The 18,894-nt window shown below is 69.8% G+C and carries 12 protein-coding genes; 11 read left to right on the top strand and 1 reads right to left on the bottom strand.

Going from position 1 to position 18,894, the window contains the following annotated elements:
• Positions 1 to 358 precede the first annotated feature (358 nt).
• The 6 genes from ACODT5_RS12140 to ACODT5_RS12115 all read left to right on the top strand — a co-directional run bounded on the left by ACODT5_RS12140 (position 359) and on the right by ACODT5_RS12115 (position 8,920).
• Complete coding sequence (locus tag ACODT5_RS12140) at positions 359 to 1,573, top strand: ROK family transcriptional regulator (RefSeq protein ID WP_422519171.1); 1,215 nt, start codon at positions 359 to 361, stop codon at positions 1,571 to 1,573.
• A 118-nt stretch (positions 1,574 to 1,691) separates the two neighbouring features.
• A complete protein-coding gene (locus ACODT5_RS12135) occupies positions 1,692 to 2,807 on the top strand; it encodes a substrate-binding domain-containing protein (protein WP_422519170.1) in 1,116 nt (371 codons plus the stop codon).
• A 255-nt stretch (positions 2,808 to 3,062) separates the two neighbouring features.
• A complete protein-coding gene (locus ACODT5_RS12130) occupies positions 3,063 to 3,851 on the top strand; it encodes an ATP-binding cassette domain-containing protein (protein WP_112447331.1) in 789 nt (262 codons plus the stop codon).
• A complete protein-coding gene (locus ACODT5_RS12125; protein WP_385380002.1) occupies positions 3,848 to 5,119 on the top strand; it encodes a sugar ABC transporter permease in 1,272 nt (423 codons plus the stop codon). The genes ACODT5_RS12130 and ACODT5_RS12125 overlap by 4 nt, the downstream gene beginning before the upstream one ends.
• Before the next feature lie 252 nt (positions 5,120 to 5,371).
• Positions 5,372 to 7,294 (top strand): 1-deoxy-D-xylulose-5-phosphate synthase, encoded by a 1,923-nt coding sequence (gene dxs / locus ACODT5_RS12120; RefSeq protein ID WP_422519169.1) that lies wholly within the window; start codon positions 5,372 to 5,374, stop codon positions 7,292 to 7,294.
• Between the two features lie 111 nt (positions 7,295 to 7,405).
• Positions 7,406 to 8,920, top strand: coding sequence for an amino acid permease (locus tag ACODT5_RS12115; RefSeq protein ID WP_422519168.1), 1,515 nt, complete (start codon positions 7,406 to 7,408; stop codon positions 8,918 to 8,920).
• Between the two features lie 75 nt (positions 8,921 to 8,995).
• Here ACODT5_RS12115 and ACODT5_RS12110 read toward each other — a convergent pair whose 3' ends face one another.
• On the bottom strand, positions 8,996 to 10,084 hold the full coding sequence (locus ACODT5_RS12110; RefSeq protein WP_422519167.1) for an LCP family protein: 1,089 nt from the start codon (positions 10,082 to 10,084) through the stop codon (positions 8,996 to 8,998).
• Positions 10,085 to 10,317: 233 nt separating this feature from the next.
• Here ACODT5_RS12110 and ACODT5_RS12105 point away from each other — a divergent pair, with 233 nt between their 5' ends.
• The 5 genes from ACODT5_RS12105 to ACODT5_RS12085 all read left to right on the top strand — a co-directional run bounded on the left by ACODT5_RS12105 (position 10,318) and on the right by ACODT5_RS12085 (position 18,781).
• Complete coding sequence (locus ACODT5_RS12105; RefSeq protein ID WP_422519166.1) at positions 10,318 to 11,439, top strand: hypothetical protein; 1,122 nt, start codon at positions 10,318 to 10,320, stop codon at positions 11,437 to 11,439.
• Positions 11,440 to 11,858: 419 nt separating this feature from the next.
• The gene (locus ACODT5_RS12100) at positions 11,859 to 13,541 is read left to right on the top strand and encodes a stealth family protein (protein WP_422519636.1); all 1,683 of its coding nucleotides are present in this window, start codon (positions 11,859 to 11,861) and stop codon (positions 13,539 to 13,541) included.
• Positions 13,538 to 14,482 carry a hypothetical protein gene (locus tag ACODT5_RS12095; RefSeq protein WP_422519165.1) on the top strand — a complete coding sequence of 315 codons (945 nt, stop codon included), beginning with the start codon at positions 13,538 to 13,540 and terminating at the stop codon, positions 14,480 to 14,482. The genes ACODT5_RS12100 and ACODT5_RS12095 overlap by 4 nt, the downstream gene beginning before the upstream one ends.
• An 8-nt stretch (positions 14,483 to 14,490) precedes the next feature.
• Complete coding sequence (locus tag ACODT5_RS12090) at positions 14,491 to 17,367, top strand: stealth conserved region 3 domain-containing protein (protein ID WP_422519164.1); 2,877 nt, start codon at positions 14,491 to 14,493, stop codon at positions 17,365 to 17,367.
• A gap of 16 nt (positions 17,368 to 17,383) precedes the next feature.
• Entirely contained in the window at positions 17,384 to 18,781 is a 1,398-nt protein-coding gene (locus tag ACODT5_RS12085) for a hypothetical protein (protein ID WP_422519163.1), read from the top strand.
• Positions 18,782 to 18,894: the final 113 nt, after the last annotated feature.

Raw genomic sequence — 18,894 nt, 5'->3', positions numbered from 1 at the left:
ACTCAGGGAGCTCAGCCGAAGAGAGCGCTGCAAGGACTTCGATCGGGACTCATCCCGAACACCTCCTTGCGTAGCGCTTGCATGACAGAGGGCGCCCGATCCGGCCGTGAAGACCGTGATGACCAGCGCCACGGCGACCGTAGCACGATCAGGATGGAGGTTTCTCTCATACTTATGACCGGTAGTGGCCGTTTCGTACTGCAGCGGCCTCTTGACGTCGCGAGGCGCAAAGGCTCGACTTAAGGTTCACAAGTTGGAGAGACGCCGGGGTCTCGTGTCAGTCGGAGCACCCAGCCGCTGACGGCCCCGGCCGGGGGGCGACGGCTTGCCGTTGCTTATGGGCAGGAGTGGATGAGTCGTGCAGACTCCCGGATCGCAGTCTTCACTGCATCGCGCCAATCTGGAGCGCGTCGTACGGGCGGTACGGCTCGCCGGTTCGCTGACCCAGGCGGAGATCGCCCGGAGCACCGGACTGTCGGCGGCCACGGTCTCCAACATCGTCCGGGAGCTCAAGGAGGCCGGGACCGTCGAGGTCACGGACACCTCCGCCGGGGGCAGGCGGGCGCGCAGCGTCTCGCTCAGCGGGGACGCCGGCATCGTGATCGGCGTGGACTTCGGCCACACCCACCTGCGGGTGGCCGTGGGGAACCTGGCCCACCAGGTGCTGGCCGAGGAGTCCGAGCCGCTGGACGTGGACGCCTCCTGGGCCGACGGCTTCGACCGGGCGGAAGCCCTGGTGGGACGGCTCATCGAGGGCATCGGGATCGGCCGCGACAAGGTCATCGGCGTCGGACTCGGGGTACCGGGCCCCATCGACCTGGAGTCCGGCACCCTCGGGTCCACCGCGATCCTGCCGGGCTGGGCCGGGATCAACCCGCGGCGCGAGCTCTCGCAGCGTTTGGGCGTACCGGTGTACGTGGACAACGACGCGAACCTCGGGGCGCTGGGCGAACTCGTTTGGGGGAGCGGCCGGGGAGTGAAGGACCTGGCCTACATCAAGGTGGCCAGCGGCGTCGGCGCGGGGCTCGTCATCAACGGGCAGATCTACCGGGGACCCGGTGGCACCGCCGGCGAGATCGGGCACATCACGCTCGACGAATCGGGTCCGGTCTGCCGCTGCGGCAACCGCGGCTGCCTGGAGACCTTCGCCGCCGCCCGGTACGTGCTGCCGCTCCTGCAGAGCAGCCACGGACCGGAGTTGACGATGGAACGGGTGGTGGAACTGGCCCGGGACGGGGACCCCGGCTGCCGTCGGGTCATCACCGACGTGGGCCGCCACATCGGCAGCGGCGTGGCCAGCCTGTGCAATCTCCTGAACCCGAGCCGGGTGGTCCTGGGCGGGTCCCTCGCGGACGCCGGTGAACTGGTCCTGGCCCCCATCCGTGAATCGGTGGGGAGGTACGCGATCCCCAGTGCCGCCCGGCAATTGTCGGTGCTCACGGGGTCCCTGGGCGGGCGGGCCGAGGTGCTGGGCGCGCTGGCCCTCGTACTGAGTGAGATGGGCGATTCGACGCTTTTGGCGGAAAATGGAAGTGGAGTGCGAGCTCCCGCCGTCTTGTCTTCAGTTAGATAACGAATGGCGTCGTTGTCATCTCGTTAAGCATTCACTCCTTGACGACAAACTCGCGGCCGGGGTTGACTCACATCCACCTCGGCCGCAGTGCTGCGGCCTCGTCAGGGAGGTTCAAGTAATGAACACGCGTATGCGCAGAGTCGCCGTCGCCGTTGCCGCCGGCACCATGGCCGTCTCGCTCGCCGCTTGCGGCAGCGCGAAGGAGTCCGGGGACAAGAAGGACAACGCCACCGGCGCGGTCAAGGGCGGCGCGATCAAGGTCGGTCTGCTCCTGCCGGAGAACCAGACCGCGCGTTACGAGAAGTTCGACAAGCCGCTCATCGAGAAGGCGGTCAAGGACCTGACCGCGGGCAAGGGCGAGGTCGTCTACGCCAACGCCAAGCAGGACGCGACCACGCAGAACTCCCAGGTCGACACGATGATCACCAACAAGGTGAACGTCCTGATCATCGACGCGGTGGACTCCAAGGCCATCGCCGGCTCGGTCAAGAAGGCCAAGGAGGCCGGCATCCCGGTCGTGGCCTACGACCGCCTGGCCGAGGGCCCGATCGACGCCTACACCTCCTTCGACAACGAAGAGGTCGGCAAGGTCCAGGGCAAGGCGCTGCTGGAGGCCCTGGGCGCCAAGGCCAAGGACGGCCAGATCGTCATGATGAACGGCTCGGTCACCGACCCGAACGCCGCGCTGTTCAAGAAGGGCGCGCACTCCGTCCTCGACGGCAACGTGAACGTCGGCAAGGAGTACGACACCGTCGAGTGGAAGCCGGAGAACGCCAACACCAACATGGCGGCCGCACTCTCCGCGCTCGGCAAGGACAAGGTCATCGGCGTCTACTCCGCCAACGACGGCATGGCCGGCGGCATCATCACCGCCCTCAAGGCCGCCGGCGTGTCCCCCCTGCCCCCGGTCACGGGCCAGGACGCCGAACTCGCCGGTGTGCAGCGGATCGTCGCGGGCGAGCAGTTCATGAGCGTCTACAAGCCGTACGCCCCCGAGGCCGAGGCCGCCGCGAAGATGGCCGTGGCCCTCGCCAAGGGCGAGTCGATCGCGACCACCGCCACCGCCAAGGTCGACAGCCCCACCACCAAGGGCGTCCCGTCCCTGCTGATCCCGGTCGTCTCGCTGACCAAGGCGAACGTCAAGGACACCGTCGTCCGCGACAACGTCTACACGGTCGACGAGATCTGCACCGACAAGTACGCGGCCGCCTGCGCCGCCATCGGCCTGAAGTAAGGCCCCCCGCCGCTCGGTCCGCCGAGCGGCCCCCAAGCCTGTCCGGCGTCCCCGCCTCCATCCCGCCACTGGCGGGGCGCCGGACAGAAACGATTCTCTCGGACGGACCCGTTCAACGGACCCGTTCAGCGGATCCGTTGAGCGGATCCGTTGAGCGGATCCGTTGAGCGGATCCGTCCAGCAGATTCGTTTCTCTCAAATCCCCCGCGGTCCTGCTCTTTTGCACGACATCCCCGCCGGTCAGGCGGCAAGGAGATGGTTCATGTGTCCGCTGCGCCCGTACTGGCGTTGCGAGGGGTCTCGAAGCGGTTCGGCGCCGTTCAGGCCCTCACCGACGTAGAACTCGAGATCCACTCCGGCGAGGTGGTCGCCCTCGTCGGCGACAACGGCGCCGGTAAGTCCACGCTGGTCAAGACGATCGCCGGCGTGCACCCCATCGATGACGGAGTCATCGAGTGGGAGGGCCGTCCGGTCTCGATCACCAAGCCCCACGACGCCCAGAACCTGGGCATCGCGACGGTCTACCAGGACCTCGCGCTGTGCGACAACATCGACGTCGTCGGCAACCTCTTCCTGGGACGCGAGCTCAAGCGGCGCGGCATCCTCGACGAGGTGGAGATGGAGCGGCGCGCACGCGAGCTCCTGACCACCCTGTCCATCCGGATCCCCAGTGTCCGCATCCCCATCGCCTCGCTCTCCGGCGGTCAGCGCCAGACCGTGGCGATCGCCCGCTCCATGCTGGGCGAGCCCCAGCTCGTGATCCTCGACGAGCCCACCGCCGCCCTCGGCGTCGAGCAGACCGCACAGGTGCTCGACCTGGTCGAGCGGCTGCGCGAGCGCGGTCACGCCGTCATCCTCATCAGCCACAACATGGCCGATGTGAAGGCCGTGGCCGACAAGGTGGCCGTCCTGCGGCTGGGCCGCAACAACGGCGTCTTCTCCGTGAAGGACACGTCGCAGGAAGAGATCATCTCCGCCATCACCGGGGCCACGGACAACGCCGTGACCCGCCGGGCGGCCCGCACCGGGGAGGCCCGCAAGTGAGCACCCAGCACATAGACCCCGTCAATCCGGCTGCCGCCCACGACGCCATCCCGGCCGTGGACCCCCGCCTGCTCGTCCGCGAGCAGGGCCTCGCCGGATACGTGAACGAGTTCGGCCGCAAGCTCAAGGCCGGCGACCTGGGCTCCGTGCCCGTCGTCCTCGGCCTGATCATCATCTGGAGCATCTTCCAGGGCCTGAACTCGAACTTCCTCGGCGCCGAGAACCTCACCAACATCGCGATCACGATGACGGCCACCGGCATGATGGCGGTCGGCATCATCTTCGTGCTGCTGCTCGGCGAGATCGACCTCTCGGTCGGCTCGGTCAGCGGCGTCTCGGGCGCGATCGTGGCCGTCCTCTCGGTCACCAACGGCGTCAACGAATGGCTGGCCATCCTCGCGGCGATCGCCGGAGGCGCCCTGATCGGCTCCCTCCACGGCTTCTTCTTCGCCAAGATCGGCGCCCCGGCCTTCGCCGTCACCCTGTCGGGCCTGCTCTTCTGGTCCGGCGCCATGCTGCAGATCCTCGGCAGCAACGGCACGATCAACCTCGACTCCGAGGGTGTGGTCGGGCAGCTGACCACGTACTTCTTCTCGGACGTGGCCGTCGGCTACGGGCTCGCCGCCCTCGCCGTGGCCGGGTACTTCCTCGCCACGTTCTCCGACAACCGGCGCCGCGCGGCCGCCGGGGTCCCCTCCCGGCCGCTCGGAGAGATCCTGCTGCGCACCGGGCTCCTCGCGGTGTTCACCTTCGGTCCGGCCATGGTGTTCAACCAGTACAAGGGCCTGCCGCTGGCGATCGTGCTCTTCCTGCTGGCCCTGGTCGGCACGGACTTCCTCCTGCGGCGCACCACCTTCGGCCGTCAGGTCTTCGCCCTCGGCGGCAGCGTCGAGGCCTCCCGGCGCGCCGGCATCAACGTCAACCGGGTCCGGATCACGGTCTTCGCGATCGCCGGCACCTTCGCGGCCATCGGCGGCCTCTTCTGGGCCTCCAAGATCGCGGCGGCGAACCAGAGCGCCGGCGCCGGCGACCTGCTGATGAACGTGATCGCGGCGGCCGTCATCGGCGGCACCAGCCTCTTCGGCGGCCGCGGCCGGACCTGGAACGCCCTCCTCGGCGTCATGGTCATCACCTCCATCCAGTACGGTCTGGCCCTGGAGGGAATCGCGACGCCGATCCAGTACATGATCACCGGCGCGGTCCTCCTCGCCACCGTGGTGATCGACTCGATCACCCGCAAGACGCAGAAGACGGCCGGGCGCGCCTGACCGGCGTGCGCGGAGCGTGATCCGGCGGTAAGAACCGTCACAGTGCCCGGTGCCACTTGATGTGGCGCCGGGCATCTGCGCGTAGGCGTGTACGTACAGATGTACGGGTAAGCACCCTTTTGGGGGGTGTGACTCCGTGCTGATGTGTACAGGTATGACAAAGGTGTGACCTGACCGGGACCGCGCTTTACTGACGCCCAAGTGGCGAACATTAGACTCGGCAGACCAGCAAGCGACTGCAAGGAGGCACGGGTGCTGCTGACCCGCATCAAGGGACCGCGCGATCTGGACCGGCTCAGCCAGGAGGAGCTCGAGCGGCTCGCCGCAGAGATCAGGACCTTCCTCGTCGACGCCGTCTCCAAGACCGGCGGGCACCTCGGCCCCAACCTCGGTGTCGTCGAGCTGACGATCGCTCTGCACAGGGTGTTCGACTCGCCCAAGGACAAGGTCCTCTTCGACACCGGCCACCAGGCCTACGTGCACAAGCTGCTCACCGGCCGCCAGGACTTCGGCGGCCTGCGCACGAAGGGCGGCCTGTCGGGCTACCCCTCGCGCGCCGAATCCGCGCACGACGTGATCGAGAACTCGCACGCGTCCACCGTGCTGGGCTGGGCCGACGGCTTCGCGAAGGCCAACGAGGTGCTCGGCAAGGAGGACCACCACGTCGCGGCCGTCATCGGCGACGGTGCCCTCACCGGCGGCATGGCCTGGGAGGCGCTGAACAACATCGCCGCCGCCAAGGACCGTCCCCTGGTGATCGTCGTCAACGACAACGAGCGCTCGTACGGCCCCACCATCGGCGGCCTCGCGAACCACCTGGCCACCCTGCGCACCACGGACGGCTACGAGCGCTTCCTGGCCCGCGGCAAGGACCTCCTGGAGCGCACCCCGGTCGTCGGGAAGCCGCTCTACGAGACCCTGCACGGCGCCAAGAAGGGCCTCAAGGACTTCATCGCCCCGCAGGGCATGTTCGAGGACCTGGGCCTGAAGTACATCGGGCCCATCGACGGCCACGACATCGAGGCCCTGGAATCGGCCCTGCAGCGCGCCAAGCGCTTCAGCGGGCCGGTCATCGTGCACTGCCTCACCCAGAAGGGCCGGGGCTACGAGCCGGCCGTCCAGGACGAGGCGGACCGCTTCCACGCGGTCGGCGTCATCCACCCGGACACCGGCCTGCCGGTCTCCACGGACGCCGCCAGCTGGACCTCCGTCTTCGCCGACGAGATGGTCAAGCTCGGCAGGGAGCGCAAGGACATCGTCGCCATCACCGCGGCCATGCTCCAGCCCGTCGGCCTGAAGAAGTTCGCCGACGCCTACCCGGACCGGATCTTCGACGTCGGCATCGCCGAGCAGCACGGCGCCACCTCGGCGGCCGGCCTGGCCTCCGGCGGCGCCCACCCGGTCTTCGCGGTGTACGCGACCTTCCTCAACCGCGCCTTCGACCAGGTCCTGATGGACGTGGCCCTGCACAAGTGCGGGGTCACCTTCGTCCTGGACCGCGCCGGTGTCACCGGCACCGACGGCGCCTCCCACAACGGCATGTGGGACATGTCCATCCTGCAGGTGGTCCCGGGCCTGCGCCTGGCAGCCCCGCGCGACGCCGAGCAGCTGCGCGCGCAGCTGAACGAGGCCGTCCTGGTGAAGGACGCGCCGACCGTCGTGCGCTTCTCCAAGGGCGTCGTCGGTCCGGCCGTCCCCGCCGTCGGCAGGATCGGCGGCATGGACGTGCTGCGCCGTCCGGCCGCCGAGGTCACCCGTCCGGACGTACTGCTCGTCTCGGTCGGAGCGCTCGCCCCGATGTGCCTGGAGATCGCCGACCTCCTCGACAAACAGGGGATCTCCACGACCGTGGTCGACCCGCGCTGGGTCAAGCCGGTGGACGAGGCCCTAGCCCCGCTCGCCGACGGCCACCGCGTGGTCGTCACCGTGGAGGACAACAGCCGCACCGGCGGTGTGGGCTCCGCCGTCGCGCAGGCACTGCGGGACGCGGGGGTCGACGTACCGCTGCGCGACTTCGGCATTCCGCAGCGGTTCCTGGACCACGCCACGCGCAAGGAGGTCATGGCCGAGATCGGTCTGACCGCCCCGGACATCGCGCGGCAGGTCACGGGCCTGGTGGCCAAGCTGGACGGGCGCTACGACAGCGAGCCGGCCGCCGCCGTCGACGTCGACTGAGCACGACTGATCATCTGCGGTTGCACGCCACGGGCCGGGAGGTTAACCCTTGGAGGGTGGGCCTTCCGGCCCGTTTCGTTTCGATGCGGTCTGCCCTGCGGAGGTGCGTCGGTGAGTAGGAACCAGAACGGTCCCTTCCGTACGAAATCAGTCGAACAGTCGATCCTCGACACGGAAGAGCCGGAACACGCGCTCAAGAAGTCGCTCTCCTCCTGGGACCTGACCGTCTTCGGCGTCGGCGTGATCATCGGTACCGGCATCTTCGTCCTCACGGGCAAGGTCGCCAAGGAGACCGCGGGCCCCTCCACGGCCCTCGCGTTCGTCGCCGCCGGCATCGTGTGCGCGCTGGCCGCCCTGTGCTACGCCGAGTTCGCCTCCACCGTCCCGGTGGCCGGATCCGCGTACACCTTCTCGTACTCCTCGATCGGCGAGCTGCCCGCCTGGATCATCGGCTGGGACCTCGTGCTGGAGTTCGCGCTCGGCACCGCGGTCGTCGCCGTCGGCTGGTCGGGGTACGTCCGCTCGCTCATGGACAACGCCGGCCTCCACCTGCCCGCCTCGCTCCAGGGGCCCGACGTTCCGGGCGGCAGTTTCGACCTGCTCGCCTTCATCCTGGTCCTGGTGCTCACGGCGATCCTGGTCGTCGGGGTGAAGCTGTCCGCGCGGATCACCGCGGTGGTCGTCGCGATCAAGGTCACGGTGGTGCTCATCGTGATCATCGCCGGCGCGTTCTTCATCACGAAGTCCAACTACACGCCGTTCATCCCGCCGGCCGAACCCCAGACGGGCGGCTCCGGACTGGATGCCCCGCTCGTCCAGCTCATCTTCGGCTACGAGCCCACCAACTTCGGCATCATGGGCATCTTCACGGCCGCCTCCGTGGTCTTCTTCGCCTTCATCGGCTTCGACGTGGTGGCCACCGCCGCCGAGGAGACCAAGCTCCCGCAGCGGGACATGCCGCGCGGCATCCTCGGCTCGCTGATCATCTGCACCGTGCTCTACGTGGCGGTCTCGATCGTGGTGACCGGCATGCAGAACTACAAGGAGCTCTCCGTCAGCGCCCCGCTGGCCGACGCCTTCAAATCCGCCGGCCATCCGGTCTACGGAGGCATCATCAGCTTCGGCGCGGCGGTGGGCCTGACCACGGTCTGCATGATCCTGCTGCTCGGCCAGACCCGGGTGTTCTTCGCGATGAGCCGCGACGGACTGCTGCCGCGGTTCTTCTCGCGGACCCACCCGAAGTTCCGTACGCCCTACCGGCCGACCATCCTGCTCGGCGGGATCATCGCGATCGTCGCCGGCTTCACCAGCATCAACGAGCTGGCGACCCTGGTGAACATCGGCACGCTCTTCGCCTTCGTCGTCGTCGCGCTCGGCGTGATGGTCCTGCGCCGCACCCGGCCCGACCTGCACCGGGCCTTCCGCACCCCGTGGGTGCCGCTGGTGCCCATCCTGTCGATCGCCGCGTCGGTCTGGCTGATGCTCAACCTGCCGGCCGAGACCTGGCTGCGCTTCGGCATCTGGATGGTGATCGGCATCGCCGTCTACTTCCTCTACGGCAGGCAGCACAGCCGGCTGGGCCGGGGCGAGGGCATGACCCCGAACCCGGCGCGCGAGGGCCGCTGAACGCGCGGCGGGCGCAAACGCTCGTAGGCACCGGTCCGCGGGGGGCCGGTGCCTACGAGGCGTTTGCGGGGTGTGTCAGCCGCCGGTGGCGGGGGACTTCTTGGCCGCGGCCGGGATCGGCTGGTCGTTGCGCAGGGCCTCCCACAGCTGGCCGGCCTGCGGTTCCGCGGCGACGACGCGGTTCTTGTTGATCTTGTCGTAGGCGACCGGCAGCATGATCGTCTCCATGGTGTCCGGGTCGACGCCCTTCATGCTGGAGGCGAAGTCCGCCAGGCCCTTGAGGGAGCCGAGCTGGGAGTCGGTCGTCAGGGCCTTGGTGCCGGCGTCGGCGAGCTTGTAGAGCTGGGCCGGGTTGCCGAGGGCGTCCTGGTTCTTGATCTCGGACAGCATCGCCAGCATGAACTTCTGCTGCAGGTCGATGCGCCCGAGGTCACTGCCGTCGCCGTAACCGTGGCGCGTGCGAACGAACTTGAGGGAGTCCGTGCCGTTGAGGCGGTGCGTGCCCGCGTCGAGGTTCAGGCCGCCCTTGATGGGCTTGTCGAGGGTGACGTTCACGCCGCCCAGCGCGTCCACCAGCTCCTTGAAGCCGGCGAATTCCACCTTGACGAGGTGGTCGACGCGGACGCCGGACATGCCCTCGACGGTCTTGACGACACAGGCCGGACCGCCGACCCCGATGACGCTGTTGATCATGACGCGCTTTGCGCCGGCGACGGTCTTGCCCTTCTCGTCCTTGCAGTCGGGCCGGGTGACGAGGGTGTCGCGGGGGATGCTGATCGCGGTGGCCTTCTTACGGCCCTCGGGTATGTGCACCAGCATGTTGGTGTCCGAGCGGGAGCCGCTCACATCGCCGTGGTCGAGTTCGCCGTTGGCGCCGGCGCGCGAGTCGGAGCCGAGGACCAGGATGTTCTGTCCGCTGTCCGGGACCTTCGCCGGCCGGTTGTCCGTGCCGATCGCCTGGTCCAGGTCGACGCTGTCGATGTTGTCGTTCAGGTGGCTGTACGCCCACCAGCCCGTGCCGCCCGCGGCGACGATCAGGACCAGGAGGGTCAGCAGGACGCCCCGCCTGATGCGCTGCCCGCGGGTGCGCACCCGCTTGCGTCCTCTTCCCGCCGACGTGTCGGGGGCTGGGCGACGGTCCGGTGTCTGGACGTCCTGGCTCACTCTGCTTCAGTCCTCAATCGTCGGGCCGGCGTGGGCGGTGGAGCGGGGCGCTGGAGCGGCGGGATCCGGGGCGGCTCGGCCGACACCCGCTCATGCCACGCTGACCGTGCACTATAGACAGATATTGCGACTGGCGTGCGCCCCGGGTCCGGGACCGCCGGATCCGTCTCTCGAACTAGAATCCGCACGATGTGGCCGCTGCCGGGCCGCGCGAAATGCTGGAGGGCAACGTCATGCGGTCGAGATCGGGAGCCGGCGTGCAGCGGGACGGCGCCGGGGCAACTGCCCGACGGGGCACGGGAACCGGGCCGGACGGCCCCCGCTCCGTGCTCGACGGCCGCTGGCTGGTGCGGGGCCCCGAGGGCCTGCTGTCGGCGTACGTGCGCACCCCTGGCGGGCTGCTGCGCTGGACCGAGACCACGCCGGGCGGGCCGTACTGGCGGGGGCCGGACTGCTTCGCCGCCCCGGACACGGCCGCGCTGTCGGTGGCCCAGGGACCCAACGGCTTCGTCCACTTCGTGGGCCGCCGCACCGTGCGCGGCAAGGGCGGCGACAGCGTCGAGCTGGCGCACGCGATCCAGTACCAGACCGGCCGGCCCCTCGGTGAGTGGACCTCCCTGGGCAACCCGCACCGGGATCCCGCCCGGGCTCCGTACATCGGCAGCCCGGTCGTCTCGATCGCCGCGAACGGGTCGGCGTACGTCTTCCTCGCCAACGCCTCCGGCGCCCTCGCGGTGCGCCGCGAGTCGGCCGCCGGCAAGTGGCTTCCCTGGCAGGGCATCAAGTGCCTGGGCGCGCGCTCCGACATGGCGCCGGTGCCCCACGCGTCGGGGCTGATGGAGGCCCTGGTGCCGATCGGCACGGGGGCGATGCGCTGCTACCAGCCGGGGGCGGACGAGCCGCTGGTGCGCACCCCGGACCTGCCGTTCGCGCCGGTCGAGCAGAGCGCGGTGGGCATCGAGACGGCCCCGGGCCGGGTCACGTACTACTGGATCGACCAGGCGACCACGGGAATCCAGGCCTACCGGGACGGCGGGTGGGTGATCCCGCTGGGCGGCAGCGCGGACGGTGGCCGCGTCGCGGTCGTGCGGACGATGATCGACGGCTACGACTGCACGGTGCTGGCCTACCGGGCCCTCGACGGCCAGGTCGTTCTCGGCGCCTTCGGCACCGGGAACGAGGGCGCGGGGGTCTGGTGGGCGCCGACCGGTGAGTGGTGCGCCGCCGCCCCCGCCCTCGAGCTCGATCGGACGGGCCGCGTCGTGGCCGCGTTCCTGGACGCCGACGGCGGGCTCCGGGTGGCCCGGCAAGGGGTCGAGGGCGGTTTCACTATGGACCGTTCCATCCAGGTCTGACCGTATTTTTCCCTCTTCGCCCCTTGTTCTCCTGAGTGTGGGCGGACCTTACTGTGATGACCTCCACACCGAAACCCCTGATGCGCCGCAAGTTCATTTCAGCTCGGTAACGGCACCCCTGAATCGATGGCCATTGATGGACGCCTCGTAATCAGCCATGTAAAGGTTGGGTAATGCTGGATCAGTCGCCACGGGACAGACACCCGTAGTACACCTTCCAGTCATTGTTCTGACGGGGGTGTCCCGTACGCCGAGGCGTGGGGGACATGGGCGGTGGCGTGTGATGGAAGGTACGGAAGTCTGTGAGCCTCAAGAACCCTGAGGCGAGTGCTCTGGTCGCGTCTTACCGTTCGCTGCTGCCGGTACGAGCCCGCCGCAAGATCGTTCGCAAGGTGCCGCGTCCCCTGCGCCAGGCGGTCATGGCCTTCCTGGCCTCCTTCGACACGCTGCGCACCGCCCTGGCGGTCCGCGCCCTCGGCGGCAGGAGCCGGGGCGCCCGGCACAGCGCGCGCGGCGCGATCCGCGTCGTGCGCCTCGGGGGCAAGCACGTCAGGGCAGTCGTCGTACCGGGCGCCACCGAATGGGCCGCACGCGCCCGCAACCTGCACCTCCTGGTCAGCATGCTCGAAGAAGCCGACATCGACTTCTTCTGCATACGCGGCACCGCGAACCGGCTGCCCTGCGTGGCCGTCCCGTCCGTCCATCGCGAGGACCTGGAGGAGGTCCTCCAGATCGGCTTCGGACACAACCCCGGCTACGTGGGCGAGGGTTCGGGCGCCAACATGCGCTCCGGGTCCGCCGCCCCCACCTGGCGCAGGCTCCGCCACACCAAGGTGCTCCGGCTGGCCTGGAACGTCTGCGACCCCTCCGGACACCTCGTCTTCGGCCCCGAGTCCGGCGTCGAACTCGAATTCTGGGACCAGGACGGCGGGGAGTACGTGGCTCCGCGCCCCAACAGCGTCGTGACCGCCGCCGGCGTCAGCGAAGAACGCCGGCTGGCCGAGCAGAAGCTCTTCAGCCCCGTCCCCCAGCTCTACGCCACGGGCCTGACGCGCACGCTGAGCGAGTTCACCGCGCCGCTCCCGGGCGACCACCTCTACCCCGTCGACGTCGTCTACACCTGGGTCGACGACTCCGACCCGGTCTGGCGGGCCGGCAAGGAAGCGGCCCGCGGCGGCGTGGGCGCGAGCGCCGCGGCGCCCCTGCACGAACAGGCCGCCAACGACTCCCGCTTCAAGAGCCGCGACGAGCTGCGCTACTCGCTGCGCTCGATCCACCAGTACGCCCCGTGGGTGCGCAACATCTACCTGGTCACCGCCGGCCAGGCCCCGGGCTGGCTCAACACGGAGTACCCCGGCCTGCGCGTGGTCGACCACCGCGAGATCTTCTCCGACCCCTCCGCGCTCCCGACGTTCAACTCGCACGCCATCGAGAGCCAGCTGCACCACATCGAAGAGCTCTCGGAGCACTTCCTGTACCTCAACGACGACGTGTTCTTCGGCAGACCCGTGGAGCCCGGGCACTTCTTCCACCCCAACGGCCTGACCAAGTTCTTCATGTCCAAGGCCCTCATCCCCTCCAGCCGGGGCGGCGACGCGGACCTTCCGGTCAACGCGGCGGGCCGCAACAGCCGCAGCCTGATCTCCCAGCAGTTCGGCACCTTCATCTCCCAGAAGATGAAGCACACGCCGCACGCGCTGCGGCGCAGCGTGCTCTCCGAGATCGAGCAGGTCTACGAGCGGGCCCACTGGACCACGCAGCACGCGACCTTCCGCTCCCCGCACGACGTTCCCATCGCCTCCTCGCTGCACCACTACCACGCCTACCACTCGGCCCGGGCGACGGTGGCGGACCTGCGGTACACGTACATCGACATCGGTGACGAGAAGGCCAAGCAGCGGCTCGACCGCCTCGTCGCGCGCCGGGACTTCGACACCTTCTGCATCAACGACACGGTGGTGCCCGCGGACCCGGACGCCCAGGAGCGCATGGTCACCGCCTTCCTGGAGGCGTACTTCCCCGTCCCCAGCCCCTACGAGATCCCGGGCGCCACCGGCCTCCCGGTGCGCCGCCTCAACGAGTTGGGACGTGTACAGGCATGAGCGCCCTACGAGCCCGACTCGGCGCCGTGCGCAGGAGGCTCCGCAAGCTCGATGCCGCCCGCCGCGCCATGCGGATCATGGTGCCCGTCCTGGTGCCGATGAAGGCGAAGCGATCCGCGCACCTGCTGTACGCCGCCGTGCTCGACGGGCAGACCGTGAACCTGCACGCCGAGCTCCCGGCGTCGGCCGGCACCCCGCAGAGCGCCGAGATCGTCGTCGGGAGCGGCCGCAGCAGCCACGCCGTCCCCGCCCGCATCCGCACCGACCGCGACGGCCGCGTCCTGGTGGACGCCGCCGTGCTGCTCGGCTCCGAGGTGGGCGGGGTCCCGGTCACCCCGGGGCGCTGGAAGCTCCGGCTGCGCACGAACGCCGGCCGTTCCTCGCGCAGCCTGCCGCTGATGCTGGCCGACGTGCCCCCGGCGTACGAGGGCGGGGCGACCGGGCCGATGGCCTTCTCGCCCGTCACCGGCAGCCGCCACCGCATCGTCCGCAGCGCCACCGGCGAGGCACGTATCATCTGCAGTGCCCCCAAAGCGGGGGTGGAGGTCATCCAGCTGCATATCGGACATTCCGGCATTCAGGTGGAGTTCCGCGTCCTCGGCATGCAGGCCGGGGGCGCGTGGTGCGAGTTCGCCGCGTCGGGCCGCCGGATCACCGCCTGGCCCGCCGAGGTGGAGCCCGGTGTGTGGCGCGTGGCGGTGCCGCTTTCGGAGATGGCTCCGGGAGGGGACCGCAGCGAGCACTGGGACGTCCTCCTCTGCTCCGAGGGCCGGCGCTCCGTGCGCGTGGCCCGCAAGTTGCACGACGTGCGTGACCCGCAGCAGGTGTTCGCGGCGCGCAAGATCGTGGTGGCGCCCGGGCCAGAGAATTTGATCATGGTCGAATCGCGCTACACGGCGGCCGGGAACCTCCGGTTCACGTGCAGTACCGCGGCCGGGTGAGGAAAAGTATGAAGGTCACGTTCCTGCTGACCGCGGCAGACGCGATGAGCGACGCCGAACGCGCCGTCTTCAACCAGGCGGGGGAACTGGCCGCCCTCGGGTACGAGGTGTCCGTCCTCAGCGTCTTCAAGGTCCGCCGCCGCCGCTTCGCGGTACCCGACGACCGGGTCGGCTGCGGCTTCCTCATCGAGGCCGCGGGCGCGACCCACCGGCCCGTCCGTGAATCGGGCCTGGACGAGGCGCGCTCCGCCGCGCTGGCCTCCGTACCCAGCGCGATCGTCGAGCGCCGCTGCGACAACCGGTTCAACCGGCTCGCGGACGTCGAGCTCGAATACGCGCTCCAGAACCTCGACACCGACGTGCTCGTCACCACCTCGCCGGGGCTCATGGCGTACGCCGCGGCGTTCGTGCCCAGCGACGTGCTCACCGTCCACCACGAACAGCGGGCCTCCGAGCTCGGCGGCCCCGAGGGCGAGCCGCTGCTCAGGCACACCCCGCGGTTCGACGCCGTCACCTTCCCCAGCCCGCGCTCCTACGAATGGTTCATGGAGACCTTCGGCGCCGGCAACCCGCAGCTCGACGTGATCCCGCCGGCCCCGCTCGCGGGCTTCCGCCCCCGCTCCACGCTCCAGACCCGCATCGTCGTGCTCAGCGCCCCCCTGGTGGAGCGGGCCGGGGTCACCGACGCCCTCAAGGCCTGGGCGGCCATCGCCCCGAACCACCCCACCTGGTCGCTGCGCGTCATCGGCGAGGGCCCGCAGATCGGCCTCCTGCGCCGCCGCCGCGACCAGCTCGGCCTGCACGGCAGCGTGCACTTCATCAGCGAAGCCCCGTACCTCGCCGAGGAGTGGGCCAAGGCGAGCATCGCCCTGTGCACCTCCGAGTCCGAGGCGGGCGGCCTGTCCCTGATGGAGGCGCAGACGGCCGGCGTCCCCGTCGTCGCCTACGACTGCCCCAACGCCCCCCGCGACGTGGTCCAGGACGGCCGCACCGGCATCCTGGTCACCCCCGGCGACACCGACGCGCTCGTCGGCGTCCTCACCCGGCTCATCGAGGACGACCAGCTGCGCCACGCCCTGGGCGGCGCCGCCTTCGAGGCCGCCCACCGGTTCGAGGCCGCCGCCATCACCGCCCGCTGGGACGGCCTCTTCCGGCTGCTCGCCGAGGGCCGCGCCTCCGGCTCCCGCTCGCAGGCCAAGGCCGCCCGGCTCGCCGCCCACGCACTCCACGCCGGCAACGACGGCGCCGCCCGGGCCGCCGCGGCCGCTCCGGCCAGCACCTCCCGCACCAAGCGACTGCGCGCCACCGAGGAACGCATCCTCAAGCACGACCGCTCCCTGGTGCGCGACGGCGGCCAGATCTGCCGGATCATCGACTCCGAGTCGCCCTTCGAGATCTCCGCCACCAACCTCGCGCTGACGGCGGACGCGCTGGACCGGGCCCGCATACCGTATTTCGTGGTGCGCGACACCAAGGTGCGCCACTCGGTCGCCGTCCACACCGAGTACCGCGACGAAGTCCTCAAGGTGCTCGCCGAGACCTACCCCGGCGCGCCCGTCTACATCGCGCTGCTCAACGACTCCGACTCGCCGACCCTCACCACCCTCGCCGAACTGGCCGCCGACCACATCGGGGCGGCCTTCGCCGGAGTGCGGATCTACCAGAGCGCCGTCGCCGCCTCCCGCACCCTGCGCCTGAGCGCCGCGTACGGCTGCACCGTCTCCTTCTGGGAGGAGGACCCGGAGGACCCGGAGTTCTTCGTCTCCCCGACCCGTACGCTCATCGGCGCGCGCGTGCCCCGGCCCGCGCTGCGCCAGGCGTCCCTGCTCCTCGGCGGCCGGACCTACCCCTCCATCGAGCCGTACGCCCAGACGCTCCACCACGACTTCACCTTCCCCGTCGACGCCGTCTACACCTGGGTCGACGGCGCGGACATGGCCTGGCTGGAGCGGAAGAACGCCGCCCTGGGCGCGATGGGGATCGTCACCGAGGACGCCGCCACCAGCGCCGCGCGCTTCCGCAACCGCGACGAGCTGCGCTACTCCCTGCGCTCGATCGACATGTACGGGCCGTGGATCCGCAACATCTACCTGATCACCGACCAGCAGGTGCCGGCCTGGCTCGACACCAGCCACCCCCGGGTGCGCGTCGTGGACCACAGCGAGATCTTCGGAGCGTCGGGCAGCCTCCCGACCTACAACTCGCACGCCATCGAAAGCCGCATGCACCACATCGAGGGGCTCGCCGAGCACTTCCTCTACTTCAACGACGACATCTTCCTGGGCCGCCCGGTCCAGCCCAGCCTGTTCTACCTGAGCAACGGGCAGGCGAAGCACTTCACTTCGTCGAACGCCATTCCCATGAGCGCCATCACCGAAGGCGACGAGTTCAGCCGGATGGCGGCGAAGAACAACCGCGAGCTCATCCGCCAGATGTTCGGACGGACCCTGGTGAACTCCTTCGTCCACGCCCCGCACCCGCTGCGGCGCAGCATCATGTTCGACCTGGAGTCGCACTTCCCCGAGGCGATGCAGCGCACGGCCCACGCCCAGCTGCGCAGCCCCACGGACGTGTCGACCGCCTCCTCGCTGCACCACTACTTCGGGTACTACACCGAGCGCAGCGTGCCCGGCGGACTGAGCGCCGGATTCGTGAACGTGGGCCTCAGCGAACAGCTCCCGAAGCTGAACACGATGCTCACCGCGAGATCGAACGACACCTTCTGCCTGAACGACTTCCATGACGGCGACGTCTCGGAGGACGAGCAGGACGCGATCCTGGCCGGATTCCTGCCGAGCTACTTCCCGATCGCAAGCCAATTCGAATTCGGATCGCCAAGGAACCAGCGTTACCACGCCGGCCGGCTTCCCGGGTATCCGCTGTAGGAATCAGGATCAGACGATGAGCAAGATCTGCATACTCGGGAACTCCGTCGCGAAGTCCCGGAAGCCCGACGAAGCGCCGATGGCGGGCTGGGGCCAGTACGTACGCGAGTTCGTGGCGCCGTACCACGAGGTGCGCAACTACGCCCGCGACGCCATGACCGCCCGGAACTACTACGAGGACCGGCTGCCCACGCTCCTGAACCTCCTGGAGCCCGGCGACGTCGTCCTCGTCGCCTTCGGCGGGGTCGAGCAGCGCATCGACCACCCGCTGCGCTACCACGGCCACCGCGAGTTCAAGGAGTTCCTCCACCTCTACGTGGAGGGGATCCGGGGCGAGGGCGCGATTCCGGTCCTGGTCACCCCTCCCGACCGGTGTGCCTTCGAGGCCGACGGCAGCGTCGCGAACACCCGCGAGGAGTACCCCCAGCTGGTGCGCGAGGCCGCGGCCGAGACCGGCGCGGCCCTGGTGGACATGCACGCCTTCAGCGCGCAGATGCTCCGCGAACTCGGCCCCCACCGGGCCCGCCAGTACTTCCGCTGGATCGACGCGGGGGAGCACCCCAACCACCCCGCCGGCATGATCGACTCGACGCACTTCAACCAGGTCGGCGCCCGCGAGATGGCCCGTATGACGGCGATCGCCCTGCACAACTCCCCGGGCGTGCCGAGGGGCTTCATCAACGCCGAGGCCTGCGCGGTGGCCCCGGAATTCCCGCCGCCGGCCGCCGAGTTCACCGTGGAGAAGCCCGAGTTCGCCCTCTACGCCGACATGCGGTTCGGCGACGCGCCGGTCTTCGCGTCGCCCGCGCCGGGCAAGCTCGTCAGCGCCATGGGCAAGTTCTCCGGCACCGCGGCCCCGGGCACGAGCTACCTGCTGTTCTTCGACAACGGGACCTACGTCGGCGGCACGCGCGTCAGCCCGGAGGGCAAGTGGCAGTGGCGCAGGGTGGTCAACTGGGCCGCCGGCGAGCACCTCCTGCAAGCCGTCGGTCTCACGGAGCAGGGCCCGACCCCGGTCGCCCTGTTCTCCTTCACCGTCAAGACCTGGGTCGCCCCGCCGACCGTCACCTCCCCGAAGGAGGGGGCGTACACCACGGCCAAGCCCCGCTTCTCCGGCACCGCCGAGCCCGGCGTCGGCAAGGTCTCCGTGCTGGAGAACGAGCGGCTGATCGCCGTCGCGGTGGTGGGCGAGGACGGCGCGTGGAAGGTGAGCCACGCGCACACCTGGAAGCCCGGCACCTACACGCTGGACTTCGTCTCGGTCTTCAGCGCCATCCACTCCGTGTCCACCCGCGTCACGTTCCGGGTCCACGGCGTACCGGAGGGCAGCTGGATCAGGCAGTCCGCGCTGGCCGCGCGCCTGCCCTGCTCCGACGACCCGTGCGAGCACTACCCGTTCGGCGGCGGCCGCTGACACCTGGCCGCTGACACCGGGCCGCCGACACCGGGCCGCCGTACCGGACACGGCGAAGGCCCCGCACACCTCTCGGTGCGCGGGGCCTTCGCCGTATCGGTGCCGGCCGTGCG

The organism is Streptomyces tatrensis (assembly GCF_049310065.1).
Lineage (GTDB): Bacteria > Actinomycetota > Actinomycetes > Streptomycetales > Streptomycetaceae > Streptomyces.
Note: the sequence above shows the minus strand (reverse complement) of the source record. Positions and strands in the feature narration are given on the sequence as shown.